The sequence below is a fragment of the Candidatus Edwardsbacteria bacterium RifOxyA12_full_54_48 genome, assembly GCA_001777915.1.
In the GTDB taxonomy this organism is placed as follows: Bacteria; Edwardsbacteria; AC1; order AC1; family EtOH8; genus UBA2226.
On sequence record MFFN01000004.1, the window covers coordinates 563,500 to 587,830 of the forward strand.

Sequence of the window (24,331 nt, forward strand, 5' to 3'; positions counted from 1 at the left end):
ATGCCTTTGATCAGCTCCGGCACAAAAGCAGACAGGGTGGCTTCGGTCATTAAAAAGGAACTGCGCCAGATAATGCGGGACAAGCGGAGCCTGGGCATACTGTTCTTCATCCCGCTGTTCATGCTGGTGATGTTCGGCTATGCCCTGAATTTTGACGTTAAACACACCTCCCTGGCGGTGGTGGACCTGGACCTCAGCCGGGAAAGCCGGCATTTGATCAGCGAATTCTCTCACAGCGAATATTTTACGGTGAAACATTTGCCATCGGCGGTAAAAGAGCTGGACCATCTCCTGGGCAGCGAAAAAGTACGGGCGGCCATCGTGATCCCCCGGGGATATGCGGCCGACCTGGCCCAGGGCCGGAGCCCGACGGTGCAGGTGATATTGGACGGGGTGAATGCCAATGCCGCCAACACCATTCAGGGATACCTTAATGCTTTTTTCCTGAATTATTCATATCAGCTTACCATCAAGGTCGCCCGGCGGCTGGGGGTGGCCGCCATTAACCAACCGATAGATTACCGGCCCAGGATATGGTTCAATCCAGAATTGAAGAGCGCAAAATTTCTGATTCCCGGGCTGATCGGCTTTATCCTGATGGTGGTGGGGGTCATCTCCACCTCGCTGTCAATAGTCAAGGAAAAGGAAAGGGGCACCATGGAGCAAATATTGGTCTCCCCGATAAACCCCCTGGAATTGATAATGGGCAAAACGATACCCTACATTGCCATTTCGCTGCTGTCGACGGCAATCATTTTGGTGGTGGGTTATGTTTTATTTGATGTCTACGTCATGGGCAGCCTGTTATTGCTGTTTCTGACCACTTTTATCTTTCTGCTGGGCGCTTTGGGCATGGGACTGCTGATATCGTCAATATCCGAAACCCAACAGCTGGCTTTTTTGGTGGCGGTGATATCCACCATCCTGCCGTCCTTCCTGCTGTCGGGGTTCGTCTTTTCCATCCGAAACATGCCGGAGGCAATACAACTGATAACCTATGCCGTGCCCACCAGGTATTATCTGGTGGCTCTGAGGGGGATAATCCTAAAAGGGGCCGGGTTCGGTGCGATCTGGGACCAGCTGCTGTTCCTTATGGGATTTGCCACGGTTATGCTTTTGGTGAGCGCCATCAGGATCAAAAGGTCGGGGCTGTGATGATAAATATTGGATGTCGATAGAACTCGACCGCAACAAAGACATGAAAATAATCCTTCATATAATCAAAAAAGAGTTTCTGCAGTTTATGCGGGATCCCAAGATGGTGGCCATCAACATCATTGCTCCGGCCATACAACTGCTGGTCTTCACCTATGCGGCCACTCTGGATGTCCGGGAGGTGAGCATGATTGTCTGCGACCATGACAATTCCTATTATAGCCGCCAGCTGTTGAGCGGCTTCACCAATTCCGGCTATTTTCGCACCGTGGAAAGCACCACCAGAAGCGCTGATATAGATATCGCCCTTATCGAGACCAGAGCTTCGGTCGGGATTGTGATCCCGGCCGGGTTCGGAAACGATCTGCTGGCTGGCAAGCAGCCTCAGATCCAGGCCCTGGCTGACGGTTCGGATGCCAATTCTTCCGGCATCGGCCTGGCCTATGCCAGCCAGATCATCAACCGCTATATCGGCCTGCAGTTGGCCGGATCATCGGGCCCCCGAAAAACGGCCCGGCTTTCGGTTAACCCCGAGATCCGGATATGGTACAACCCAGAACTCAGCAGCCGGAATTTTATGGTGCCTGGCGTTCTGGGGCTGCTGCTGATGATAATGACCATGATGCTGACCTCCCTGGCCATAGTCAAGGAACGGGAGAACGGCACCATGGACCAGCTGCTGGTAACCCCCATTAAATCGTATCAGCTGATCATCGGCAAACTGACCCCATTCTTCTGTATCGGGGTCATCGACATCCTGTTGGTGATGCTGGTGGCCACCCAGTGGTTCGGGGTCCCTGTCCGGGGCAGCCATCCGCTGTTGTTCTCCCTGTGCCTGCTGTTCATCATGACCACATTGGGGCTGGGTCTGTTCATATCCACCGTGTCCTCCAACCAGCAGCAGGCCATGATGACCGCCATCTTCTTCGTGATGATGCCGATGATCTATCTTTCGGGCTTCGTGTTTCCCATAGAGAACATGCCCCGGGTGATCCAGGCCCTTACTTATCTGCTGCCGTTGCGGTACTTCTACACCATCATCCGGGGAATATTCTTAAGGGGATCGGGGTTGGCCGAACTGTGGCCCCATGCCCTGGCCCTGTTGATTTTTGGGGTCGGCATCCTGTCGCTCAGCGTCACGCGGTTCAGAAGAAAGCTGGAATGACAGGTTCCATCAGGATCAACAATAAAAAGGCCTCCCTAAGGGGAGGCCTTTTTGTCCATCACCATCTGGCGGTAGGACTCAAGTAGTTGGTTATGGGGATCCAGCTCCAGGGCCCGGTCCAGATGTTTCAGGGCTTCTCCGTACAGCCTCATCTCCACCAGGCAGACCGCCAGGTCGTTCAGGATGCCGGCGTCGCATTCATCCAGGGCCGCGGCCTGCTCCAATATCTGCCGGCCGCTCTTGTGATCGCCGGACATGAAGACCGCCCACCCCAGCAGGTGCATGGTCTGGGGGTGGGCGGGCCGGAGGTCCAGGGATTTCTTCAGCTGGGCGATGGCATCCTCGAAGCGATCCATATAGCTGCAGAGCGAGCCCAGCTGCTGGTAATAGTTGGCCTCGTTGGGATTGAGCCCGATGGCAGCCAGCAGATGGCTCTCGGCTTCGGCGGTATCCCTCTCCAGGATCAAAAGCTCGGCCAGGCCCCAATGGGCCAGTTCCCTGGCCAGATCGCCCCCTTCTTTCAATTCCGGAAGGGCCAGTACCGCCCGGTAGGCTTTGATGGCCTCCTTGCGCTTGCCCTGCCGGGAGAACCGATCGGCCCGGGCGAAAAGCCGGGCGCTGTTATTTGCCGGGCCGGGCATGATGCTGGTTCTGGCCGGATATCTTCTTCAACTCATCCAACAGTTCCTGGCGGGTGCAGAGATCCTTGGCCACCAGGACATTTATCAGGGCCTGGATGGAAAGGGCATTGGCGGCCACCCCCTGCTGAAGGCTGATGGCATGGCCGGTCTTGGCTTCCTTGGCTCCGAAGATATTCTTTAAAAAATTCATTTTTTCCTTCGCTCCTCCCAGGCCCGGCGCTCCTTTTCGGTGGCCCGTCCGGTCTCTATCAGATCCCGGAATTCCTTCTCCGAAAGCGGGGCCCGGCGCTCACCGCTTCTCTTCAGGGCTTTTTTTTTGGCGGCAACTTTGGGCATTCTTATCTCTCCAAAAATGGTTGTAGGGTTTAGGGCAGTTCTTTTATCCGGTCCTGGGCCAGTCCGGCCTCGGGGCTGCGCGGAAATTTGTTTATCAGGGTTTGCCAGCTTTTCCGGGCCTCCATGGCCCGTCCCAGCTCCTTGTAACAGAGGCCGGACTTGTAATAGGCCGCCGCCGCCTTGTCCTGGTTGGGATACTGGGCCAGGACCTTTTCGAACTCGGCCAGGGCCTCCTGGTATTTCTTCTGGGCGTAATATCCTTCACCGATCCAATATTGGGAGTTGTCGGCCAGACTGCTGGAGGGATAAAGCTTCAAAAATTCCCGGAACCCGGCGATGGCCAGGTCGTAATTCCCCCGGGTGATGTCCAGATAGGCGGTGTCATACAACTGCTTGGGATCGGGCTTGGAGCCGTTATCTTTAGGCTTATCCGGCGGGGCCGGCGGGGTGATCCCCCTGCTGTCCGGTTGGGAGGAGCCCAGCGGCAGGGCTTGGACCATGGTCCGCGACCGCTGGTCCTCGTATTGCTGGTCCATGCTCATCATCCGTTCGTTCAGCGATCCCCAGCGGGTGCGCATCTCGGCGTTCAGCTGATAGGTGATGTCGGTCTGGGCCCGGAGCAGGCTGTCCATCAGGGTCATCTGGGCCTCCATCTTCTTCTGGCTGGTCTCCAGGTAATCCAGCTGGTCGCGCATCCGGACGTATTCCCTCTTGACCCCGCAACCGGCCAGCAGGGGGAGGCAGAGAATTAACAGGGTTGTTTTCTTCATGTTACTTCTTTTCGACCACGAATTCCACCCGGCGGTTCTTGGCCCAGCTGATCTCGTTGTGCCCCAGGTCAGCCGGCTTCTCCTTGCCGAAGCTGACGGTGGCCAGGCGGGAGCGCTCCACCCCCAGGTTCACCAGATAATCCCTGACGGCCACCGAACGCTTCTCCCCCAGCGCTAGGTTGTATTCGGTGGTGCCCCGTTCGTCGCAATGGCCCTCCAGCCTGACCGCCACCTGGGGATAGCTGCGGAGCAGTTTGGCGGTCTCGGTGAGCCGGGAGACGGAGGCCTCCTCTATGGAGTATGAATCGAAGCCGAAGTAAACGGTGGAGAAATCGATCTTCACCTCGGGTTTTTTCTCCTCAGCCGGCGGGGTGACCGGCTGCTCAGCGGTCAGCTCGGGCTTGACGATCTCCTCCTGCTTGGTGGCCTGTTTTTTGGCGCAGCCGGCCAGGATCAAAGAGATCAGCAGTACCCCGCTGATAATATTGATGGTTCTTTTCATGATTACCTCCTTGTATTTATATTAACAGGGTCCCGTTTGTTCAGGGGGTTGGCGGGAAGGGGCTCCAGGCCGGCATCAATGCCCCGCTAAGGTTGGTGACGGCCTTCTGGCCGGAGCCATCCCAGTGCATCAGCCACAGCTGGCTGCTGCCGGTGCGGCTGGAGGAGAAGGCCAGGTGCAGGCCGTCGGGCGACCAGGAGGGGTCCTCGTTATCCCCCTCGTAGGTCAGCTGGGTGTAGCCGTCGCCGGTGACATTCATGGCGCAGATCTGGAACAGCCCGTTGATGCGGGAGACGAAGGCGATCTTGTCGCCCTTGGGCGACCACACCGGGGAGGTATTGTAATTTCCCTGATAGGTCAGCCGCCGGATGTTGGAGCCGTCGGCATCCATCAGGTATATCTGCGGGCTGCCCGGCCGGTCTGAGGTGAACACCAGTTCCCGGCCGTTGGGGGACCAGCCCGGCGAACAGTCGATAGCCCAGCTGTTGGTCAGCCGCTGCAGCGACCGGCTGTCCAGGGTATAAAGATATATCTCGGCATTGCCGTCCCGGGAGAGGGTCAGGGCCATTTTTTTCCCGTCGGGAGACCAGGCCGGGGAGGTGTTCAGCCCCTCGACCTGGGAGATGGCCTGAAGCTTCCAGGCCCTCATGTCCAGCGAGTAGATCTCGGTCCGGTTGCGCTGAAAGGATATGAAGGCCAGCCGGCTTCCGTCCGGGGACCAATCGGGCGAGAGGTTGATGGTGCTCAGGGCGGTCAGTTTCTGCAGGTTGTGGCCGTCGTAGTCCAGCACGGCCAGCTCCTTGTTCTGGCCGTGCTTCTGGCAGAAGGCTATCCTGGTGGAGGCCACGCCGTTCTCCCCGGTCAGGGTTTTTATTATTTCATCGCAGATCCGGTGGGCCTGGCCCCGGGAATGATCAACAACAATCTGCTTGGTGAAGATATCGCGCCCCACGCCCAGGTCATAGATCCGGATCTTCAGATGTTCCTGTTTCTTTTCAGTGCGGAGTTCCGGGATCAGCAGCATCTTGGCGCCCAGCAGCTGCCACGATCCGGCCAGCACCTGGCCCTTTTTAAAACCGTACCCGGGATCGCTGTCCGGGGGCTCTATCAGCTGGAAGTACAGCGAGAAGGCCAGGTCGTCCGACAGCACATCGATGATCTCTTTAACTTTGGCGACAGTCTCCCGGGGGATCTTGCCCTGGGCCTGGATGGGGGACACCACCAACTCGATGGGCCTTCTTTCCGAGGTGGAAAGCTTCAAATAGACGTCGGTCTGGGCGACCGCACAAGAAGTCGTGCCAGAAAGTAGTAAAATTATATAAATGGTTATCAGATTTGCCTTGCGCATCATTTTACATACTCGAATTCAAAATGCACGCCCAACACCGACAGATTCATCTCCTGGGGGAAGGGCGGGAAGTTCTTGGCCTGGTAGACCGCCCGGATGGCAGCCTGGTCGAACAGGGCGTCGCCGGAGGATTTCTCCAGGCTGGCCTCCAGCAGGTTTCCCTGGCGGTCGATCTTGAAATAGATGGTGGCCCGGATCTCCGGCTGGCCGCCCTGGTAGGGATTGCGCCAATGCTGGCTGATCTTGGTCAATATCATGCCCAGGTAATATGACCCCTCCGGGGAAACCCCTTCGGCGGCCAGCACCTTCATGCCTTTGGGAAGGTTCGGCACCACCGGGCCGCTGGCCGATTTTTGTTTTTTATCCGGGGTCTTGGCTTTGGGCTGCGGCTTGGCCTTTGACACAGCTGGCTCTTTTTTGACCGAGGGCTTGGCCTCCGGAACCGGGGCGCTCTCCATGTCCTGGCCCTGGTTTCCCGAGACTTGGGGCAGGGCCACCAGGTTCACCTTATAGACTGCCGGGTAAGCCGGTTTGGAGAAAAGCCTCAGCCCCCTGGCAAAAAAAAGCACTGTCAAAAACAACAGGAGATGAAAGGACAGCGATATGGAGAATTCCCGTTTCATTTGCTGGCTTTGGGTTCGGTTACCAGCCCCAGATTGTCGACCTTCAGCTCCTTCAACTGCCCGATGATCTCCACCACCAGGCCGTAGGGCACCGATTTGTCGGCCTTGAGGTAGACCGGCCGGCCGGCATTGCGGGCCAGCAACCCCTTGACCACCTGGGAGAAGGCTTTGCCGGACACCGGCTGGTCATTGATCAATATCTTGCTGCCGGATGTCAGGACGATGGTCAATCCTTCTTCGATCTGCGGCTTGGAGGAGTCGGCCTTGGGCAAAGCCACATCCACCCCGGAGCGCATCATGGGGGCGGTGATCATGAAGATGATCAACAGGGCCATGCAGACATCCACCAGGTTGGTGATGTTGATGGAATCCATGGGCGGGATATGGAAGCGCTCCCGTCGCATGGGTTATTTCCCTCCGAACACCGAATGGACCCGCAGATCGCCCAGGAATTCCGAGGACAGATTCTCCATCTGGCCGGCCATGTGGCGGATGCGGCTGTTGAAAGCGTTGAAGGCGATGGAGGCCGGGATGGCCACCACCAGCCCGGCGATGGTGGTCACCAGGGCCTCGGCGATGCCGGGGGCCACCACCTGAATGCTGGTGGACCCGAAATTTTTTATGTCCACGAAAGCCACCATGATCCCCCAGACCGTGCCCAGGAGCCCGATCAGCGGAGCAACGTTGGCGATGGTGGCCAGAGTGATCAGCCGCCGGCTGATGGCCTCCACCTGATCGCCGATGGCCCGGTCCATGGCGGCCTGGATGTTGGGCAGCACCTCCAGGGGAAAGGACAGCTTCTGCCCGCCGGACAGGCGCTGGGCCTCGGCCAGCCCCTCGGCCAGGATCAAAAACAGGGGTGAAGCGGGGTGGGATGAGGCAAAGGCGTCATCAAAGGTCTTGCGCTGTTTGAACTTCTCCATGAATTTTCTATTGGCCTGGGCGATATTGTTCAGGGAGCGCCGTTTATAGATTATCACCGTCCAGGAAAAAACGGAGACCAGCAGCAGGCCGATCATGATGATGCCGGTGAAGATGTCGTAGCCGAAGATCATCCCCAAAGTACTGCCGCGCTGAAAAATCTGAAACATAGTGGTTCCTAATTATTATAAAAATATTCAATCCGGCAGTTTGAAACGCGGTTCTTTCCATTGGGCCAGATATCTGGCGTAGGTTTCCTGCAGGGCGGGATCGGGAGGCTGTATCTCCATCCGGCGGACCTGGTCCTCGAAATGCTTGCCGATCAGCCCCATGGGCAGGGTGATGATCCCGAAGAGGAACAGCTGCCCCATGGCGGTGGCGAAGGAGAGGCCCCCCATCACCAGATAGGCCAGGACCGCCAGCAGCAGCAGCGACATGGCGATGTAATATATGGCCAGCTGCATGCTGAGGTTGATGAACTCCCTGACCAGCTGCAGGTCGCGGCTGCTGCGGATGATGCCCCTGGTCTGCTGGGTCAAACCCCGGCTCTTGGCGATGTTGTAAAGATGCATCAGGGCGGCAATTATTATGGCAGACCAGGCCGGGATCCGGTAATATTCCATGGTCACCTCCAAGATCAGATGGTCGGTTTTATTCCGGCCAGGATATCCAATGCTTCAAGATATTTATCACTGGTCTTTGCGATGACCTCTTGGGGCAGCTCCGGGCCCGGCGCCTGCTTGTTCCAGGCCAGGGTGCTCAGATAGTCCCTGACGAACTGCTTGTCGAAACTGGGCTGCGATCTTCCGGCCTGATACCCGGCCCTGGGCCAGAAACGCGAGGAATCGGGGGTCAGCACCTCGTCTATCAGGATCAGCTCCCCTTCAAAGTCCCCCATCTCGAACTTGGTGTCGGCGATGATGATGCCCTTCTCCTCGCCGATCTTCCGGGCGGCGCCGTAGATCTCCAGGGACAGCTTTTTGACCAGGCCGGCCTTTTCTCTTCCCAGGATCTCAGACATCTTTTCAAAGGGGATGTTCTGGTCATGGCTGCCGATCTCGGCCTTGGTGGAGGGGGTGAATATGGGGCTCTCCAGCCGACTGGATTCCACCAGCCCTTCGGGAAGTTCTATTCCGCAGACCATGCCGCTCTTCTGGTAATCCTTCAGCCCCGAACCGGTCAGGTATCCCCGGACGATGCATTCCACCGGCAGGGGCTGGGCCTTTTTGACCAGCATGGAGCGGCCCTCCAGCTCCTCCTTGTATTTATGACATTCGGCGGGAAAATCGGTCACGTCGACACTTATAAGATGGTTGGGCATGAGGGATGACATTTTTTGAAACCAGAATTTTGAGATCTGGGTCAGCACGTAGCCCTTGCAGGGGATGGCGTCGGGCAGGACCACGTCGAAGGCCGAGATGCGGTCGGTGGCCACTATCAGCAGATTTTCTCCCAGATCGTAGATGTCGCGCACCTTGCCCTGGGAGATCTTTTTAAGTTCCGGGAAATCGGTCTGGGTGATGGTCTTCATGAAGGCGGATGCTCTCTTTTTATTTAAGGTGAAGGTTTGAATACTATTGTCCGGCAGGGTGTTTTCCAGATCTCGGGCACTTATTTCAGAAGCAGCATTGCTTTTGCCGCCAGTTCGTCATCGCCGATCTCCCGGGCGGCGGCCAAGGCCAAGTTGGCCGTTTCCCGGGCCTGAGCGGCCGCGCCTTTTTTAAGGTACATTTCGGCCAGGCCCAGATAATCCGTTGCCAGGTCGTTTTGGAATCCGTGCTCCAGGTCTACGGCAATGGCCTGCTTGAAATATTTCTCCGAATTTTCATAATCGCCCAATTGGGCAAAAACGTTGCCCAGCCCGCTGCAGGCGCCCTCGATGCTTTCGGGGTCGTCCGCTTGGCTGGAGACAGACAGCTGGCGCTCGAAGCACTGGCGGGCCTCGGGATATTTTCCCGACTCGGACAGCACCAATCCCATGTTTCCCAAGGCCTGCTGGATCCCCATGGCATAGCCAAGTTTTTGCGACAACTCCAATTTTTCCCGGTAACAATCCAGGGCCAGGTCGTACTCTCCGCGACGGTTGTGGATGTTGCCGATATTTCCCACCGCCACGCTGATGTTGGCCAGATCGCCGAACTTGTAGGCCAAGGCAAGCTGCTTTCGGTAATACTCCAGGGCCAGGTCGTAGTTTTCCAGAAAGAAGTGGGCGTTCCCTGTGCTTCCCAGCAGGATGGTCGAAAAAGTATTGTCGTTCTGCCGCTGGGAGATCTCCATGCAGCGGTCGAGGCATTTTAGAGCCTGCTCATGTTTGCCGTTGATCATGTGGATCTGGCTCAGATTCCCCAGTCCGCTCATCTGATGTTTGGTGTCGTCGATCTTTTCTGACCGGGCTATCAGGTCGGTAAAACATTCTTCCGCTTTGGGAATATCGCCCGAAAAACGGTAAGCCAAACCGACCTCGTTCAAAGCCTGATTGATCCCGCATTGATCTCCCAATTCGGTGTAGGTATCCATAGCTCGGTTAAGGGGCGCAAGAAAATCGTTGTTCCTGCCCATATACCGGAGCAGCCGGATCCGTTTTATTTCGGAATCGGCTTCCTGTTTCTTGGCTCCGGCTTTCCGGGCGAAGTCGTAATTGTCATCCAGCGTCGCCAGCGATTCCTGCCAATCGCCTGCCAGGTCCAATACCTCCGCCTTGTGCAGGTGAACGGTATAGGCATAATAGCTTTCACCGGCCTGCAGCCAGAGGTTCTTTATTTTGTATTGTGGGGCGGCCATTTCGGCTTGAATGCGTTGGCGAGATTTCTAATTGTATCTCAGCTCCGCTTCGGCGGATTTTTTCTCCACCTCCCGGCGCATCCCGGCCCGCATATCCTCCAGTTTCCGGGCGATGTCGGGGTATTTGATGGACAGTATCTGGGCCGCCAGGATGGCGGCATTTTTGGCCCCGTCGATGGCCACGGTGGCCACCGGGATGCCGGAGGGCATCTGGACCGTGGCATACAGGGCGTCCACCCCGGCCAGGGCGCCGGACTTCAGCGGGACGCCGATCACCGGCAGTGTGGTGTGGGCGGCCGCCGCACCGGCCAGGTGGGCGGCCAGCCCGGCCCCGGCGATGATGCACTCAAAACCATTGCCGCGGGCGCTTTTGGTAAACTCGGCCACTTTATCGGGAACCCGGTGGGCGGAGAGGATCATCACCTGGGGCTTTATTCCGAATTCCTTCAGGGTCTCGATGGCTTTTTCCATCACCGGGAGATCGCTGTCGGAGCCCATCAGTACCGCCACCTTGATATCGGGCATATTGCTCCTTTGTTGTTGCGGTTAATTTATGGCAATAGTTCAAGGCCTGATAGATCAGACCCTAGACGATAGATATTATCTTGTATTTGATGGTGCCGGCCGGCACCTGTATCTCCGCCACCTCTCCCACCTTTTTTCCCAGCAGGCCCTTGCCGATGGGGCTCTCCACCGAGATCTTGCCCTGGTCGAAATCTCCCTCATGCTGCCCCACCAGGATGTAGGTCTCCTGCGAGCCGTCGCCCAGGTCCTTGACCTTGACGGTCTTGCCGAAGACCACCACCCCCTTGGCCAGCTTGCTCTGGTCGATCACCTCGGCATTGGTCAGGTCGGTCTGCAGCTGGCGGATCTTCCGTTCGATCATGCCCTGCTTTTCCTTGGCGGCATGGTATTCGGAATTCTCCGAAAGGTCGCCCAAGCTTCGGGCATGGGCCAGGGCCGCCGAGACATTGGGCCGGTCCACCGACACCAGTTTTTCCAGCTCGGTCTTCATTTTGGCCAGGCCCTCTTTGGTGGTCACCACTCTGGACATAAGTATGCTTCCGTAGGTTTTTAGGATTTTGGTTAAATCATTACCCCTATAACTCATACCCCCCTGAGGATGATTTTCAGGGGGATGTTTGAGAACAGAGGGACAGAATCATTATATATTTTAAGGGGGAGGTTGTCAAGCTTATAAAGGAGCTTTCGGCCCCATCACCTCTCGGGGTAACTGCCGAAAAGCCGGCCCCATGGCGTATTCTTCAGCCATCGGCGGTAGAGCCTGCTGTCCAGCAGCGGCCAGCGCAGGTAGTCATGATAGATCTCCGAGGCCAGGATGAACAGATGAACCAGCGGGGTGCGGAAAAAGATGTTCTGCATGCCCTTTAAGGGGCCGAACCAGATCATATCGCCACCCACCCGGCGCACCAGGTTCTTGCCCACCCTGAAATTCCAGTTCTCCCCGGAGATGTCGTCGCCCACCAGCTCCATCTCCTCCAGCCGGCCGCAGCCCAAACCCTGCTCATGGGCCAGCCGGATATATTCTATCCTCATGGGGTCGAAGCCCATCATTTTGGCCGATACGGCGTCGATGGCCACCTGGTCGGCCGAGGCCAGCATATAATCCTTGATCACCGGGTGCATGGTGCGGGGGCCCGGCCCGTTGCCGGCGGTGGTCCCATCCATTACCGCGAAAAGGCCGGGGTGGATCTCCTGCTGGATGGCCAGCAGGTCCACCAGCACCTGGTGGATCCAGGAATGGGCGTAGTGCCGCCGGGTGTTAAGCAGCCCGCCGAAGGCGTTCTTTATGGCCCCGGTGGTGGTGGTGTAGATGTGGCATTTCATGGTCGGCAGATGGACGATGTTCCTGCCGGAGAAATAGTCCGGGACCAGTATCCCTTCGGGAAATATCTTGTCCAGAACCAGCATCCTGGTCCGGGGCGCATAGGGCACCCATTTCATATCCTCATCCCTGAAATTGTACAGCACCGGGACGGAGTGTTTTCTCAGGATGGGCAGATAGCGGTTGAGGTCCTCGCCCTTGAAGGCGTCGGTGACCACGGTCTTGTTCTGCACGCAGCAGATATCCTTATACCCGGCATCCCGCAGGGTCTTGACGACCCCCTCCAGCTGCCAGGGGGTGGTGTTGGCCGCCGGGAAGGGGTAATGCCAGGAGATATTGTCCTTGATGATGGTGGCGTTTTGGGGGTCCAGGCTTTCCCGGAAACCGGCCAGTTCCATCAGCCGGGCGATATCCTGCAAAATGTTCTCCGGAGTGACCTTCAATACTGCTACTTTGGATCGCACCATTTTTCTCTCAGTTTCCTTCCGATTGGGTGAGCGGCGGATTGTTTTTGCTTAACGTGTCCAGGCCTTCAGTTTCCTCGGTCACCTGGCTGCCGCTGTGCATCAGGCCGACCATCATTATCAAACTGGAGACCAGGATCACGAAGAACAGCACCCCCTCCCCGAACCTTTTCAGCACGAACTGCTGGGGGATGCTGTAATACAGAATGATGGTGATCAGCCCGCGGGGGGCGATGAACAGCTCGGGAAACAGGCTGACCCGGGCGATGTACTTAAGGTGAAAATAACGGACGGTGAAGATCATGACCATGATCAGGCTGCCCAGCAGGATGATCTCCAGGTTGAGCAGATAGGCCAGGTGGATGGAGTAGCCGAAAAGCACGAAGAAGAAGGTCCGGATGACGAAGGCCGACTCCGAGGTGATCAGCTTGAGCTGCCGGAGTTCGTAATTAAGCTTATAGGGATTGAGATACCGCTTGATGGGGCCCCGGACGATCAGATTGACGTTGCTGAGGGTCAGGCCGAACACCAGTATCAGCAGCAGGGACGAAAGGCGGAACAGCTCTCCCAGGGAATACACCAGGAACAGAATGGAGAGCAGCAGGAAGAACTTATTGTGCCCGGCGATCTTGTCTATGAACAGCAGCAGCAGCAGCGAGCAGACCGCCGATATCAGCGTGATGACCGTCAGGTTGCCGGCGAAGGAAAACAGGGAGGAGGCCGACCACAGGCTTTTCTGGATGGCGAAGTTGAAGATCATTATGCCGACAATGTCCGAGAAGGTGGCCTCGTAAACCATGAACTCTTTTTTATCGGGGCTCAGGTTACAGACCGAGGGGATCACAATGGCGCTGCTGATGACGGCCAGGGGGACCGCGTTGACGAAGCAGCTCTGGAAGGGGGCGTTCAGCACCAACTTGATCACCAGGGCTATCAACAGGGAGGAGGCCAGGAAAACCAGCACCGCCGAAATCAGTGATTTTTTTATCACCGGCAGCTTGGCCCGGGTGAGGCTCAGCTCCAGGGTGGCCTCCAGCACGATCAGTATCACTCCGATGATGCCGAACAGCTCCAGGTACATCCGGGAGTTGAGAAAGGCTATGTTCAGGTGGCTGCCGACAAAGCGCAGGACTATCCCCACCGTCAGCAGCAGCAGCACCGAGGGAATGCGCGACCTTCGGGCCAGGATGTCGAACAGGTACGACAGTATCACCAGAAGGCTCAGGGAGATGATCACCGAATATGAAAGCAATCCCGGATGATCCATAGGTTAAACCAGATAATGATGTTAGGTGTGTTGTTCAAGGGGAATTATCTTATATATCCGGGCCGAAGTCAATCCAAATTGAACCAGGATATTTTACAGAACCAGCCATGACAGCAATATCATAGCGATGAATACGGTGAATATCGCCCCGTAGGAGATGGAGAGGAGGTTCAGCTTGATAAAGGTGGGCCAGAAACCCTGCCGGTAGAACCTTTTCAGGCTTAGGTACAGGTACAGGGGAATGGTCATGATCAGCAGACTCAGCCACTGGCTGAGCACCGGGATGTGGAGAAAACGGGTGGCGGTGATAACCAGAATGGTCAGAAAAACGAAGGCGTGGAAATGGATGGAGAATATCAGGTGCTGCATATAATAGCGGCCGGAACGGATATAGAGCATTTTCAGCAGCAGGGCAAACAGCGGCATCAGCAGGAACATGCCCTGGGCGAATCGCTCTATCAGTGTTTCCACAAACAGTTCGGGATTGTCGGTGCCGCGGCGATAGCCCTTCTCGACCATCTGTGTGAAACGGTGGTCGAAGCTTAAAGTATCCTCCAGGGCGGCGGCAGTGTCCGGCCCGGCCAATGGCTGAGGGGCGGTCTCCACAGCTTTGATTTCGCTCCTTGCCTCGGGCTCATCCTGCAGCCCTTCCAGATGGGAGCGCCTGCTGGTCATGGCCAGCAGCAAAAACAGCACGAAACTGATGATCACATAGGTCCTCAGGGGCGGTACGTAACGCATTCTTTTTCCGGCCACGTAATCGGCGGTCAGGAAGCCGGGCCTGATGATCAGCGGCACCAGGGTGTGGACAAAGCGCGAGTCGATCCGCAGTTCGTCCCACAGGAACTCGTGCAGCAGCTCCCTGAAGGGGACGTTGATGTCGGTGTTCTTCTGTCCGCAGTCATGGCAGTATTTGCCGTGCAACAATGCCCCGCAGTTGAGGCAGTTCTCCGGCAGGGCCTGACGGATGGCCGCCCGGCGGGGAACGAAGAACCCGGTGGCCCCCTGGTAGTTCAGATATTCCTCGCCCAATTGCAGCTCCAGGCCCTTTTCCTCGATCCGGCACAGCAGGTAGAAGGCGGGGATCCACAGCAGGGAGAACAGCGCCAGGAAGGGGGAATTGAGCATCAATGCAACCACCAGGGGGAGGGCCATCTTGCCCAGGGCCTGGGGATGGCGGATCCTTTGGTAGATCCCGCGGGCGGAGGCCCGGCGGTCCTTTAGGGCGATGCTCTCCGGCCCGGCGTCGATCATTCCCCTGATCCAGATGACGGCGGCGGGAAGGCCGATGATGGCGGCGGCGGCCAGGGAGAACCAGCGGTCCCATAAAAATTCGGCCGGGATGAATTTGAAGGCCGGGAAGGCCTTGTACAGCAGATAGCTGAAGAAATGCAGCACCAAAGCCGCCACCGACAGGACCCGGAAAATTACGGACCGCAGGTCGGTCCGGCTTTCCTGGGCCAGGGCCCGAATGAACCCGGCGACGCTGCGGTATCCGAAGAACAGATACAGCCCGGCGGACAGGAACATTGTTATGACGATCAACCACGACATATATGATCCATAAATTATTGTTTTGCCAGATCCTCGGCCTTGGAGAAATGCATCTGGAAGATCTTCCACCGACCGTCAATTTTCTCCAGGACCCCTGTCCAGCGGACCTTCTCCCAGTTGGCCGGCCTGCCTTTATAGGTGTTGAAATCATCCAGCAGGCAGGCAAACCAGGCGGTCTGCAGGGATGGCGACAGGCTTATTCTCAGGTCGAACAGTTCATACCTTATGGCCTTGAAATCTTCCTGCAGGAAAAAACTCTCGGTCATCTCTTTGAACCGGGAGATGCCCCTGATGGTGCTTTTGGAATCGGTCTGAAAGAAGAACAGTTCGTCGCTGGCTATCACGGAGGAATAAAGCTGGTCCAGGTTCTTGTTGTTCACCGCCCAGCCGATGCTGTCCCGTATGACCTGGTCAATTATTTTTATCTCGGGATGGGGATTGTCGATGTTATTGTAGGTGTAGGGCATGGCGTTATTCCTTTCGATTATCAATCCAGAACCGCAGAATGTTTTTGCCGGTGGATTCCTCTAAAACGACGTTCTCGAGGATCCCGCCGTTTTTCTCGATCACTTTACGGGAATGAATATTCTCCTCATTGCAGGTCACCAGGACGCGATCAATATCATGTTTGGCGGCTTCTATCAATGTTTGTCTTAATATTTCCGTGGCATATCCATTCCGGCGGTGTTCGGGCGACACATCAAAGCCAATATGCCCCCCGATGTTTAAAAAATACTCGTTGAGGTTAAGCCTGAGCCTACTGTTGCCTACAAGAATATCATCATCATTCAAGAACCAAAAGGATTTTTGCAGAACCTTTCCCGGCGGCAGGTTCTCCGTGTCCTCGAAGCGGTTGAGCACGGTAATATATTCCCGAAAGGTCTGGCCTTCTTTTATCTGATGCCGGTCCTCGTTGTGCCGGCGGTAGGTTGCGGAGAATGCCAGGAAAGTATCTTCTTGGACATCGTTCAATCTTATATGATGAAGCATAAGGTATATTCTTTTAGAGATTTTTGATCACCGGCAGGTATTCCAATTTGGGGTTTGAGATGGCCTTCAATATATTTTCTTTGACCGGCGAGCCCTCGGATTGCAAACGATTCAGCATTTTTCTGATAGTGAGCCGCTTGGAATCCTTTGCCCCGGAGCAGGAGAAGGTCTTTATTCGGCCGAATCTTTGAACGGAATATTTTACGATCTCCTCCTTCCACACATAGGCTAGGGGGCGGATGATATGCAGCTTGCCCTTGAGGATCGACTGCTTGGGCAGGATGGCGGCCAGTTTGCCGGAATACAGGATGTTCAGCAGGGCCGTCTCCACCACATCATCCGCATTGTGTCCCAAAGCGATCTTGTTGCAGCCCTGCTCCTCGGCCAGGTCGAACAGCGATCTCCTGCGGGCCAGGGAACATTTGAAGCAGTCGTTATAAATATCATCGCTGAGCAGGGAGGAAGAGGCAACAAAGGGGACCTCCAGCCCGGCGCAGATCTTATCCAGTTTTTTTACCGGGGCGATGGGCTTTCCCTGGAACTCTCCCGGCACGTGCCCGGCGATGAGGGATATTCCCAGGCTGCGGCCCAGTTTTTTATGCTGCCGGGACAGGATGTCCAGCATCACCAGGCTGTCGCTGCCCCCGGAAAGGCCTATCAGTATCCGGTCGCCCCGCTCTATCTGGCAAAAATCCTTTTCGGCCCGGATGGCCCGGGAATAGACCCTGCCCCAATTGTCAGGCTTGACCGGGGTCGGCCTTATATTCCGATCGTTCATTGAAAAAGTATATTTTACCGGCCGGGGAATGTCAAGGAAATAGTGCGAGCAATGCCGGCAAGTGAACATCATTAATTCATTAAAGGCAGTTTAACGGCGCCATGGATTCCTGCCGGAAGCCTGCCCTGAGTAAGGCAAGCAAGCCCTGCTGGCTCAGGGTTTATCCCTCACTTGATGCGGGGCAGGAATGACAGGAAAAAGATCAATAACCTCCGAGTATAAAAATCATTGACCTGGCGGAGGGATTAAAGTAAAATGGTGTCAATGATTTTATGATGATCCGATGCTGATAATCTTAAAAATATTACTGATATTTGCCCTGATAGTATTCCTGCTGTGGCGCAAATGGCCCTTGGGCCCGGTGATGCTCCTGGCTTCGCTATCCCTGGGCCTTTTATTCACCGTATCGCCGGGAGATATGGGGCGGAGCGCCCTGCGGGCGGCCCTGGATTTTGAGACCACCATATACCTGGTCATCGTACTCTACCTGATAGCCATTCTGGAGAACCTGCTGCGGACCGGCGGCCTGCTGGCCAGGATGGTCGGCGCTTTAAAGGTGCTGTTCCGCGACCACCGGCTGGTGGCCTCCTTCATGCCGGCCTTCATCGGATTCCTGCCCTCGGCCGGGGGGGCCATGTTCTCCGCCCCGCTGGTGAGGGAGGCCACTCAGCATATGGAGCTGTCGCCCGGCCGGAAGACCTTCATCAACTACTGGTACCGCCATATCTGGGAGACGGTGTTCCCGCTGTACCCCGGCCTGATCCTGGCGGCGGTGCTGGCCGGCCGTCCGGTGGCCGACCTGATATACAAGCAATGGCCCTATGCCGCCGGCGCCATCGTCATCGGCTGGCTGGTGGGCTGGCGCGGGGTGAAAAGGGACCGGTGGGATCAGGCGGCCGATTATAAAAAGGCCTGGAGGGATGTCCTGCTGACCATGGCCCCGGTGCTGTTCGTGATAGTATCGGTGCTGGCCTTCAAGTTCGATCTGGCGCTGATGACCGCCCTGGCGGTGCTGGGCCTGGCCCTGGGGTTGAGATACCAAATGAGAAAGATCCCCGGCCTGCTGTGGGAATCATTCAAGCCGATGACCCTGCTGCTGATCGTCGGGGTGATGGTCTTCAAGGGAATGCTGGAGACCAGCGGGGCCATAGCGGCCCTGCCGGGGATACTGTTGGGCGGCGGGGTGCCCACGGTGGTCATAATATCCCTCCTGCCGTTCCTGGTGGGCCTGTTGACCGGGATCAGCCAGGGCTATGTGGCGGTGGCCTTCCCGCTGCTGCTGGGGATCTTCGGGTCTCCCACGGGATCGCTCAACTGGTATGTCCTGGCCTTTGTGGCCGGGCTGGGCGGGGTGCTGATCTCCCCCAGCCATCTGTGCCTGGCTTTGACCCGGGAGTATTTTAAGGCCAACTGGGGCCAGGTATACCGCTATCTGCTGCCGGCCTCGGGCGGAATAGTTCTATTGGGATTCCTGTTGTATTATTTGTGGCGGTAAAGAAAGTGCATTCGACGATCAAGTTTTTATTCGATTTCCTTGGTGATAGATTTTTACAATAATTATTTTTCAATCTATACAAATAAGTTTAGGAGAACAAATGAGAAAATATATTATGGTGTTATTAATAATGCTCAATTCTTCATTGTTTGGAATAGAGTATTACACGCCGTGGTCATACAATTTAAAAGTTATACATAATGCCAATGGGGATTACATAATGCCCCAATGGTCACCTAACGGTAATTATATCGCTTTTTTTGATACTGATACGTTATTTGTATATGAGTTTAATAGTTCTAAGTATCTTATAAAGAAACCGATGTTCATTGAAAACCGGCAAATGCTGTGGGATAAAAATAGTTCGAAAGTAATATTTAACACAGACAAAGAAGTGTATATTTTAGATATAAAAACTAAACTTATAAATAAAATCAAACATATGCCTCAAGGCAAAAATGACTGGATCGATTTATGGTATTGTTATGACGATGGCAGATTGTTAATTAACTACAACAAAACGAGAAAAAAGGATACAGTTTTAGTATACAGTTTAAAGAAGAATAGATTTGTTGATGATAAGATCAAATATCCTTCAATATCTGGTTCTTGTAAGATATCCCCAGATGGAAAACTCGCTTTAAAAGTTAATTGTGATAAGATAATTTGTTATGATTTCGAGGCCCAAAAGGATAGAATTATTTATAATATAAATATTGGTTCAGTGTTTTGGAGAAGTGATTCTAAGTCTTTCTTTACAATATCAAGGACAGGAGACTCTGTTTCCATTGGTAACATAGACGGAAGTGAATTAAAACAAACCGCACTGTTCCCATATGAACGTGCTGTTTTATTCAAAGATTCCCCATTCGAAAGATATTTTATTAAATGTAATAATATTTATTCTTTTATTGATGAGGGACCATATCAAGGATGGGGTGGTGTAAGTGTAGTTGATGAATATAATTCTCATACATTTGATATGGTGTGGGTAGGTTATTATGCAGAGTGGTCACCTTGCGGTAAATACATTGCTGTTTCAACGCCCAATGTTGTTGGTATAATAAATTGGAATGAATTTGTGAAAAAATACAGGATAGAATGAAATCTACCGAGGCCATTGCCTGCAGTTCCTTCTTGCATTTAACCTTCACCTTGTCCATTCTCTCCAACTGCCCGGTCTTGGCGTCGTAAACCTTGCCCATCAGCTCCAACCGGTGCTGCTTGAACTCCAGGTTGCCTTTCTGATAAGGTGATATTTACTTTCTTGTGACCAAGAAAGTAACAAAGAAGTCTTTCCTGCCCAGTTGCGCGGTGGGCAAGGCGTTTGCTCCGGCATTCACTGAACCAGAACCGACCATAAGCCAATAACCCACTGAATGCTTTTTCGGAGCTGCAGCAATGCCGCTCCACTGCCTGTCCGCCGAAGCAGAGCGTAGGAGGGATGGCGGGGACCAGAAAGCCCAGAAATTTGTGGAGGCACTTAAGAATTTGGCAGTGTTCGAGCACAGCGAGTTTGTCAAATTTAGGCCGACGCCATAGGGCTGCCAAGCAGAGGTTTAGCGACGAGCTTTTGACCTCACCCTTCCCTCTCCTAATGCTTTAGGAGAGGGGTAGGGGAGAGGTGCGGGATAAAAAAGGAAAAGAACAATATCGTTACTGGGTATCCGGTCCTTACTTTCTCTTGTAACACCTCTCCTTTTAACCCTCCCCGTTGCGGGGAGGGTAGGGTGGGGTTGGAAGTCCTGGGGGCGCACCAGCTAATGCCTGTCAAAATAAATACGAATAAGAATATTCTTCATTATCTTTATCGCTCTGTCCTTGCCCGATGACGCCGACCGCCCCCCGCCATTAGCGCGGGGTAAATATTGGCGGACAAGCCATAACCCGGCCGATCATTTTGGCAGGCAAAATGTTCGCTTTAAATGATAAAAGAACACCCAAGCCATAAAACATATGGAATGCAAATTATCAACCGCCTTTCGGCGGTTTTTTTATTTTAAGGGAACCGAAAAGGAGGCAATGTTATCTAAATCTGCATAACCTCTTAAAAGCAAGACAATTATAATTGATCAGAGGGAAATATGTTAAAAAGATCATGGCTGTTATTTCTTCTTCTGCCGGCCCTGGCTATGGCCCAGGGTCAGGGAGTTACCTGGGATGCCCAGGTGCGGGTGGACGATGCCTTAGGCACAGGCCCTCATCAGGCCATCCATCCCTACACCATCATTGATGACAGCCTGCGGGTCTATACGGTCTGGGAGGACGACCGGGATGGCAACGGAAGGCACGCCATCTATTTCGCCAGATCGGCGGATCTGGCGGCCAGCTATTCCCGGCCCAACCTGGTGGTCTGCAGCGACAGTCTCTACGACAATATTTACCCATGGATGGTCAAGGGAAGCTCGGGAACCATATACCTGGTATGGCAGGTTAAATACCCGGACACCAGATGGCGGGTCTATCTTTCCAAGTCCACCGATGGCGGCAATACTTTCAGCCAGCCGGATACCATTGCCGGACCCTTGATTGAAAACAATAAAAATGATGCAAACAACTTCGGGCCGCTGCCCAGGATCGCTGTTGACCCCGGTGACAGCATCCTCTACCTGGTCTGGACCGAGTCCACCGGTGCCCTGGCCACCAAAGTCCGATGTTCCCGATCCTTAAGCCGTGACGTTAATTTTACCGGGATGGTCCGGGTGAACGTGGATTCGCTGAAGGCCGCCAAGCACCCGGCCATCGTCTGCGATGCCGGGGGCAAAGTGTTGGTGGCCTACGAGCAAAGCGACGGGGGCAACACCAACGACCCCCAGTGCGACATTTTTTTCAACCAGTCGAATGATTACGGGCTGTCCTTTGGAGCGGCCGACCTGATGATCAACGACAATGGCGATGTCAGCAGGATGCAGAATCCCACCATCGACCGCATCAACAGCAAGACCATGGTGATCTGGGAAGATACCAGAATGCCGCCGGCGGCCAACAATCAAAGCCCCCAGTTATTCTTCAGCCAAAAATCTGACACGGCGTCGAACTTTATTCCCAATATCAGGGTGAGCGACTCCCTTACGGGGAATTATAACTTCAGGCCCAGGATGGCGATGGATAAAGTCACGGGGAACATGATAGTGGTTTGGAACTCCAACAGAACGACGGATACCACGCATTTTGAAATGAGGCTTTGCGCCTATAATGACAGCCTCAACAAGTTCAATCCTTCCGTATCGATGTTCAATACCTACACCGGCAACAGCGGGGCCAACTTCGGCAACATCTTCTACCCCCCGGCGGTGGCCATCACCAACATCGACTCGGTGGCCAATTATTTCCTGGTTTGGCGCGACCTGTCCGAAGACACCTTGGGTAACATTTACTCTGTCCACGGCCTGGTGGTTACCAGCCGGGTGGACCTGGACATCTTTCCCGATGCCCTGGACGCCCACGGCGACAGTCTGGACTTCGGCATCCTGCCGGCCGGCCCGGCCTGGGTCTCCCGCGGCTTCCGCCTGGCCAACACCGGCAGCGGGATCAACCCCGACTCCCTGGACGGACCCAGCACCGCGGTGATCGACAGCCTGACGGCCAACGGCATCACTTTGCACAACGTCGACAATCCCTCGCTGACCCTTACCGCCGGGTTCATCGAATATCCGGAGGTCTTCCCCGACCTGAGCATCGGCCAGACCCTGGACGTCAGCGTCACCCTGTACGTGCCGGAGGGCACGCCGGCCGGGCGCTATGTGGGCTACGCCAAACTGCGGGCGGTGGGCAACGACCTGACGGTGGACAGCGATTCCATCCGGATAGTGGTGCAGGGCCCGACCGCCCCCGCCGACCTGGAGAACCTGAAGGTCTTTCCCAACCCGTTCAAATACTGGCTGGGTCACCGGACCGTCAGCTTCGAGGGGCTGACCCCGGCGGCCACCCTGAAGATCTACGACATCAAGGGCCGTCTGCTGGCCACCATCGAAGAAAGCAACGGCGACGGCCTGGCCACCTGGGCCCCGGAAGCTGCCAGCGGCGTCTACCTATGGTCGGTCACCAACCCCCTGGGGCAGAAGAAGACCGGCAAGATCGCAATCCTGAGATGAGGGAGAAAACAAGATGAAAAAAATATTTATCATACTATTGCTGGCGGCCGGCGCGGCCGTTTCACCGGCCCTGACCCCCGGCGACAGATCGGGCGTCTTTCTGACCCTGCCCCAGGGAGCCCGGCCCACCGCCATGGGCGAGGCCTTCTGCGCCGTCACCGGCGATATCTACAGCTCCTACTGGAACCCGGCCGGATTGGCCGACCTGGGCAGGATGACCTTCAGCGCTTCGATGGCCCCCACCTATCTGGACATGTACTACGGATATCTGGCCGGGGCCATGACCTCCGGCCAGAATGCCTTTTCCCTGGCAGTGAGCCATTTCAACTACGGCGACATGATCGGCCTGGACGAACACGCCCGGAACCAGACGGTCTTCAACGGCAGCGACCTGGGAATGATCGCCGGCTATGCCCGCAAATTTCCCGGCAAAAAGCTGCAGGCCGGGGTGAATGTCAAAATACTGCACGAGGCCATCGAGCAGGAATCGGCCAGCTCGGTGATGTTCGATATCGGAGCGATAAAAAAATTCCAAAGGATCACCCTGGGTTCGTCCCTGAGGAATATCGGCCCGGGGCTTAATTTTCATGATCAAAGCGGCGGGCTGCCGCTTACCTTATCGCTGGGCGCCACCTATTATTTCTACGATACTCCGCTGGTTCCGGCGGTCTCCATTGATCTCCCATTGGACGATACTCCGGTTCTCTCGCTGGGAGCCGAGTATTCCCCCTGGCAGTATCTGGCGCTCCGGGCCGGCCTGAAGACCGAGCGCGACCAGGGTTTCCTGTCCTGGATGCGGTTCGGATTCGGCACCTCCATCAGAGGGATCTCGGTGGACTACGCCATGATCCCGGGGAAGGACCTGGGCTCCACCCACATGTTTTCCATCGGGTACCGGAAATAGAATAGAAATTCCCTCCATATTATTGGTTGAAGGTGTGTTTACGTCGAGTGGTGTGAAGACCAACCTCCAGTTAAAAGCCGTTGCCAGAAATTCTGGGGCGGCTTTTTTATTTTTGAAATTGACAGCCGGGCCGGATTGTATTACAATCAAATCCGGAATAAGCTAAGATTAACGATAGGCCAAACGGGCCGCAAAATACACTGCACGATGTTCATTGACCGGCACCATTCTAAGCAATATCGGGTAAAGGGGGAATATCATGAGCTATTACATGAGCAAAGTGATACAGGCATCTTTCGACAAGGCGCTACGCAGGGTGACCTTCAACCTCCAAAAAGAGGGATTCAGCATTGTGACCCAGCTGGACATGCAGGAGACCTTCAAAACCAAGCTGAACATGGATTTCCGCAGGTATCTGATACTGGGGATCTGCAATGCGCCTTTTACCTACAAGGTCCTTCAAAAGGAGGCCAAGATCGGGTTGCTGCTGCCCTGTAATGTGGTGGTGGATGAGGTCTCCCCCGAGAGGATCGAAGTGTCGATAGTGGATCCGGTGGCCGGGGTCAGGGCCATAGACAGCCCCTCGCTTTTAGGGGAGGCTTCGCAGATAAGGGATAAGCTCAAGGTGGTGCTGGCTGCGATATAGCCCGGAACGACTTTAATATTCCACCAACCTGCATCAAGATAAAGCTTGACA

At 55.2% G+C, this 24,331-nt stretch carries 26 protein-coding genes; 7 read left to right on the forward strand and 19 right to left on the reverse strand.

Annotation, left to right across the window (positions count from 1 at the left end; genetic code table 11):
• Together A2273_04160 and A2273_04165 are read left to right on the forward strand one after the other, a co-directional pair.
• Positions 1-1,155 (forward strand): hypothetical protein, encoded by a 1,155-nt coding sequence (locus A2273_04160; protein ID OGF07670.1) that lies wholly within the window; start codon positions 1-3, stop codon positions 1,153-1,155.
• Between the two features lie 43 nt (positions 1,156-1,198).
• Complete coding sequence (locus A2273_04165) at positions 1,199-2,320, forward strand: hypothetical protein (protein ID OGF08020.1); 1,122 nt, start codon at positions 1,199-1,201, stop codon at positions 2,318-2,320.
• 35 nt (positions 2,321-2,355) lie between these two features.
• On the opposite strand, the gene A2273_04170 is transcribed toward A2273_04165, so the two are convergent.
• From A2273_04170 to A2273_04260, 19 genes are all read right to left on the reverse strand, one after another.
• On the reverse strand, positions 2,356-2,961 hold the full coding sequence (locus tag A2273_04170) for a hypothetical protein (protein OGF07671.1): 606 nt from the start codon (positions 2,959-2,961) through the stop codon (positions 2,356-2,358).
• Positions 2,942-3,151: a hypothetical protein gene (locus A2273_04175; GenBank protein OGF07672.1), complete on the reverse strand. Its 210-nt coding sequence runs from the start codon at positions 3,149-3,151 to the stop codon at positions 2,942-2,944. Before A2273_04175 ends, A2273_04170 begins: the two co-directional genes overlap by 20 nt.
• Before the next feature lie 175 nt (positions 3,152-3,326).
• Positions 3,327-4,067, reverse strand: coding sequence for a tol-pal system protein YbgF (locus A2273_04180; protein OGF07673.1), 741 nt, complete (start codon positions 4,065-4,067; stop codon positions 3,327-3,329).
• A gap of 1 nt (position 4,068) precedes the next feature.
• Positions 4,069-4,569 carry a peptidoglycan-associated lipoprotein gene (locus tag A2273_04185; GenBank protein ID OGF07674.1) on the reverse strand — a complete coding sequence of 167 codons (501 nt, stop codon included), beginning with the start codon at positions 4,567-4,569 and terminating at the stop codon, positions 4,069-4,071.
• Positions 4,570-4,609: 40 nt separating this feature from the next.
• Positions 4,610-5,830, reverse strand: coding sequence for a Tol-Pal system beta propeller repeat protein TolB (locus A2273_04190; GenBank protein ID OGF07675.1), 1,221 nt, complete (start codon positions 5,828-5,830; stop codon positions 4,610-4,612).
• Positions 5,831-5,916: 86 nt separating this feature from the next.
• Positions 5,917-6,540: a hypothetical protein gene (locus tag A2273_04195; protein ID OGF07676.1), complete on the reverse strand. Its 624-nt coding sequence runs from the start codon at positions 6,538-6,540 to the stop codon at positions 5,917-5,919.
• Positions 6,537-6,944 carry a hypothetical protein gene (locus tag A2273_04200; protein OGF07677.1) on the reverse strand — a complete coding sequence of 136 codons (408 nt, stop codon included), beginning with the start codon at positions 6,942-6,944 and terminating at the stop codon, positions 6,537-6,539. The genes A2273_04195 and A2273_04200 overlap by 4 nt, the downstream gene beginning before the upstream one ends.
• A gap of 3 nt (positions 6,945-6,947) precedes the next feature.
• Positions 6,948-7,595 (reverse strand): hypothetical protein, encoded by a 648-nt coding sequence (locus A2273_04205; protein OGF08021.1) that lies wholly within the window; start codon positions 7,593-7,595, stop codon positions 6,948-6,950.
• A gap of 63 nt (positions 7,596-7,658) precedes the next feature.
• Positions 7,659-8,096 (reverse strand): hypothetical protein, encoded by a 438-nt coding sequence (locus A2273_04210; GenBank protein ID OGF07678.1) that lies wholly within the window; start codon positions 8,094-8,096, stop codon positions 7,659-7,661.
• 2 nt (positions 8,097-8,098) lie between these two features.
• Complete coding sequence (locus A2273_04215) at positions 8,099-8,992, reverse strand: phosphoribosylaminoimidazolesuccinocarboxamide synthase (protein OGF07679.1); 894 nt, start codon at positions 8,990-8,992, stop codon at positions 8,099-8,101.
• Between the two features lie 80 nt (positions 8,993-9,072).
• Positions 9,073-10,242 (reverse strand): hypothetical protein, encoded by a 1,170-nt coding sequence (locus A2273_04220; protein ID OGF07680.1) that lies wholly within the window; start codon positions 10,240-10,242, stop codon positions 9,073-9,075.
• A 27-nt stretch (positions 10,243-10,269) separates the two neighbouring features.
• Entirely contained in the window at positions 10,270-10,767 is a 498-nt protein-coding gene (locus A2273_04225) for a 5-(carboxyamino)imidazole ribonucleotide mutase (GenBank protein OGF07681.1), read from the reverse strand.
• A 61-nt stretch (positions 10,768-10,828) separates the two neighbouring features.
• Positions 10,829-11,296: a transcription elongation factor GreA gene (locus A2273_04230; GenBank protein OGF07682.1), complete on the reverse strand. Its 468-nt coding sequence runs from the start codon at positions 11,294-11,296 to the stop codon at positions 10,829-10,831.
• Between the two features lie 164 nt (positions 11,297-11,460).
• Positions 11,461-12,555: an iron-sulfur cluster-binding protein gene (locus tag A2273_04235; protein OGF07683.1), complete on the reverse strand. Its 1,095-nt coding sequence runs from the start codon at positions 12,553-12,555 to the stop codon at positions 11,461-11,463.
• Positions 12,556-12,562: 7 nt separating this feature from the next.
• Positions 12,563-13,804, reverse strand: coding sequence for a hypothetical protein (locus tag A2273_04240; GenBank protein ID OGF08022.1), 1,242 nt, complete (start codon positions 13,802-13,804; stop codon positions 12,563-12,565).
• A gap of 108 nt (positions 13,805-13,912) precedes the next feature.
• Entirely contained in the window at positions 13,913-15,349 is a 1,437-nt protein-coding gene (locus A2273_04245) for a hypothetical protein (GenBank protein OGF07684.1), read from the reverse strand.
• 38 nt (positions 15,350-15,387) lie between these two features.
• Complete coding sequence (locus A2273_04250; GenBank protein OGF07685.1) at positions 15,388-15,840, reverse strand: hypothetical protein; 453 nt, start codon at positions 15,838-15,840, stop codon at positions 15,388-15,390.
• A 4-nt stretch (positions 15,841-15,844) separates the two neighbouring features.
• Positions 15,845-16,363: a hypothetical protein gene (locus A2273_04255; protein OGF07686.1), complete on the reverse strand. Its 519-nt coding sequence runs from the start codon at positions 16,361-16,363 to the stop codon at positions 15,845-15,847.
• A 13-nt stretch (positions 16,364-16,376) separates the two neighbouring features.
• Positions 16,377-17,213: a hypothetical protein gene (locus tag A2273_04260; protein OGF07687.1), complete on the reverse strand. Its 837-nt coding sequence runs from the start codon at positions 17,211-17,213 to the stop codon at positions 16,377-16,379.
• 211 nt (positions 17,214-17,424) lie between these two features.
• Between A2273_04260 and A2273_04265 the strand changes: the two genes are divergently transcribed.
• The 5 genes from A2273_04265 (at position 17,425) to A2273_04285 (ending at position 24,280) form a co-directional block, all read left to right on the forward strand.
• Positions 17,425-18,636 carry a hypothetical protein gene (locus tag A2273_04265; GenBank protein OGF07688.1) on the forward strand — a complete coding sequence of 404 codons (1,212 nt, stop codon included), beginning with the start codon at positions 17,425-17,427 and terminating at the stop codon, positions 18,634-18,636.
• Between the two features lie 100 nt (positions 18,637-18,736).
• On the forward strand, positions 18,737-19,741 hold the full coding sequence (locus A2273_04270; GenBank protein OGF07689.1) for a hypothetical protein: 1,005 nt from the start codon (positions 18,737-18,739) through the stop codon (positions 19,739-19,741).
• A 979-nt stretch (positions 19,742-20,720) separates the two neighbouring features.
• Positions 20,721-22,730, forward strand: a complete 2,010-nt coding sequence (locus A2273_04275; GenBank protein ID OGF07690.1) for a hypothetical protein — start codon at positions 20,721-20,723, stop codon at positions 22,728-22,730.
• A gap of 13 nt (positions 22,731-22,743) precedes the next feature.
• Positions 22,744-23,634 carry a hypothetical protein gene (locus A2273_04280; GenBank protein OGF07691.1) on the forward strand — a complete coding sequence of 297 codons (891 nt, stop codon included), beginning with the start codon at positions 22,744-22,746 and terminating at the stop codon, positions 23,632-23,634.
• Between the two features lie 259 nt (positions 23,635-23,893).
• Positions 23,894-24,280 carry a hypothetical protein gene (locus tag A2273_04285; protein ID OGF07692.1) on the forward strand — a complete coding sequence of 129 codons (387 nt, stop codon included), beginning with the start codon at positions 23,894-23,896 and terminating at the stop codon, positions 24,278-24,280.
• Positions 24,281-24,331: the final 51 nt, after the last annotated feature.

What these genes read in the sequence shown, in the direction of transcription:
- A2273_04160 (OGF07670.1), top strand. Translation starts at nt 1, where the DNA reads ATGCCTTTGATCAGCTCCGGCACAAAAGCAGACAGGGTGGCTTCGGTC.
- A2273_04165 (OGF08020.1), top strand. Translation starts at nt 1,199, where the DNA reads ATGAAAATAATCCTTCATATAATCAAAAAAGAGTTTCTGCAGTTTATG.
- A2273_04170 (OGF07671.1), bottom strand. Translation starts at nt 2,961, where the DNA reads ATGCCCGGCCCGGCAAATAACAGCGCCCGGCTTTTCGCCCGGGCCGAT.
- A2273_04175 (OGF07672.1), bottom strand. Translation starts at nt 3,151, where the DNA reads ATGAATTTTTTAAAGAATATCTTCGGAGCCAAGGAAGCCAAGACCGGC.
- A2273_04180 (OGF07673.1), bottom strand. Translation starts at nt 4,067, where the DNA reads ATGAAGAAAACAACCCTGTTAATTCTCTGCCTCCCCCTGCTGGCCGGT.
- A2273_04185 (OGF07674.1), bottom strand. Translation starts at nt 4,569, where the DNA reads ATGAAAAGAACCATCAATATTATCAGCGGGGTACTGCTGATCTCTTTG.
- A2273_04195 (OGF07676.1), bottom strand. Translation starts at nt 6,540, where the DNA reads ATGAAACGGGAATTCTCCATATCGCTGTCCTTTCATCTCCTGTTGTTT.
- A2273_04200 (OGF07677.1), bottom strand. Translation starts at nt 6,944, where the DNA reads ATGCGACGGGAGCGCTTCCATATCCCGCCCATGGATTCCATCAACATC.
- A2273_04205 (OGF08021.1), bottom strand. Translation starts at nt 7,595, where the DNA reads ATGATCTTCGGCTACGACATCTTCACCGGCATCATCATGATCGGCCTG.
- A2273_04215 (OGF07679.1), bottom strand. Translation starts at nt 8,992, where the DNA reads ATGAAGACCATCACCCAGACCGATTTCCCGGAACTTAAAAAGATCTCC.
- A2273_04220 (OGF07680.1), bottom strand. Translation starts at nt 10,242, where the DNA reads ATGGCCGCCCCACAATACAAAATAAAGAACCTCTGGCTGCAGGCCGGT.
- A2273_04225 (OGF07681.1), bottom strand. Translation starts at nt 10,767, where the DNA reads ATGCCCGATATCAAGGTGGCGGTACTGATGGGCTCCGACAGCGATCTC.
- A2273_04230 (OGF07682.1), bottom strand. Translation starts at nt 11,296, where the DNA reads ATGTCCAGAGTGGTGACCACCAAAGAGGGCCTGGCCAAAATGAAGACC.
- A2273_04235 (OGF07683.1), bottom strand. Translation starts at nt 12,555, where the DNA reads ATGGTGCGATCCAAAGTAGCAGTATTGAAGGTCACTCCGGAGAACATT.
- A2273_04245 (OGF07684.1), bottom strand. Translation starts at nt 15,349, where the DNA reads ATGTTCCTGTCCGCCGGGCTGTATCTGTTCTTCGGATACCGCAGCGTC.
- A2273_04250 (OGF07685.1), bottom strand. Translation starts at nt 15,840, where the DNA reads ATGCCCTACACCTACAATAACATCGACAATCCCCATCCCGAGATAAAA.
- A2273_04255 (OGF07686.1), bottom strand. Translation starts at nt 16,363, where the DNA reads ATGCTTCATCATATAAGATTGAACGATGTCCAAGAAGATACTTTCCTG.
- A2273_04260 (OGF07687.1), bottom strand. Translation starts at nt 17,213, where the DNA reads ATGATGTTCACTTGCCGGCATTGCTCGCACTATTTCCTTGACATTCCC.
- A2273_04265 (OGF07688.1), top strand. Translation starts at nt 17,425, where the DNA reads ATGCTGATAATCTTAAAAATATTACTGATATTTGCCCTGATAGTATTC.
- A2273_04270 (OGF07689.1), top strand. Translation starts at nt 18,737, where the DNA reads ATGAGAAAATATATTATGGTGTTATTAATAATGCTCAATTCTTCATTG.
- A2273_04275 (OGF07690.1), top strand. Translation starts at nt 20,721, where the DNA reads ATGTTAAAAAGATCATGGCTGTTATTTCTTCTTCTGCCGGCCCTGGCT.
- A2273_04280 (OGF07691.1), top strand. Translation starts at nt 22,744, where the DNA reads ATGAAAAAAATATTTATCATACTATTGCTGGCGGCCGGCGCGGCCGTT.
- A2273_04285 (OGF07692.1), top strand. Translation starts at nt 23,894, where the DNA reads ATGAGCTATTACATGAGCAAAGTGATACAGGCATCTTTCGACAAGGCG.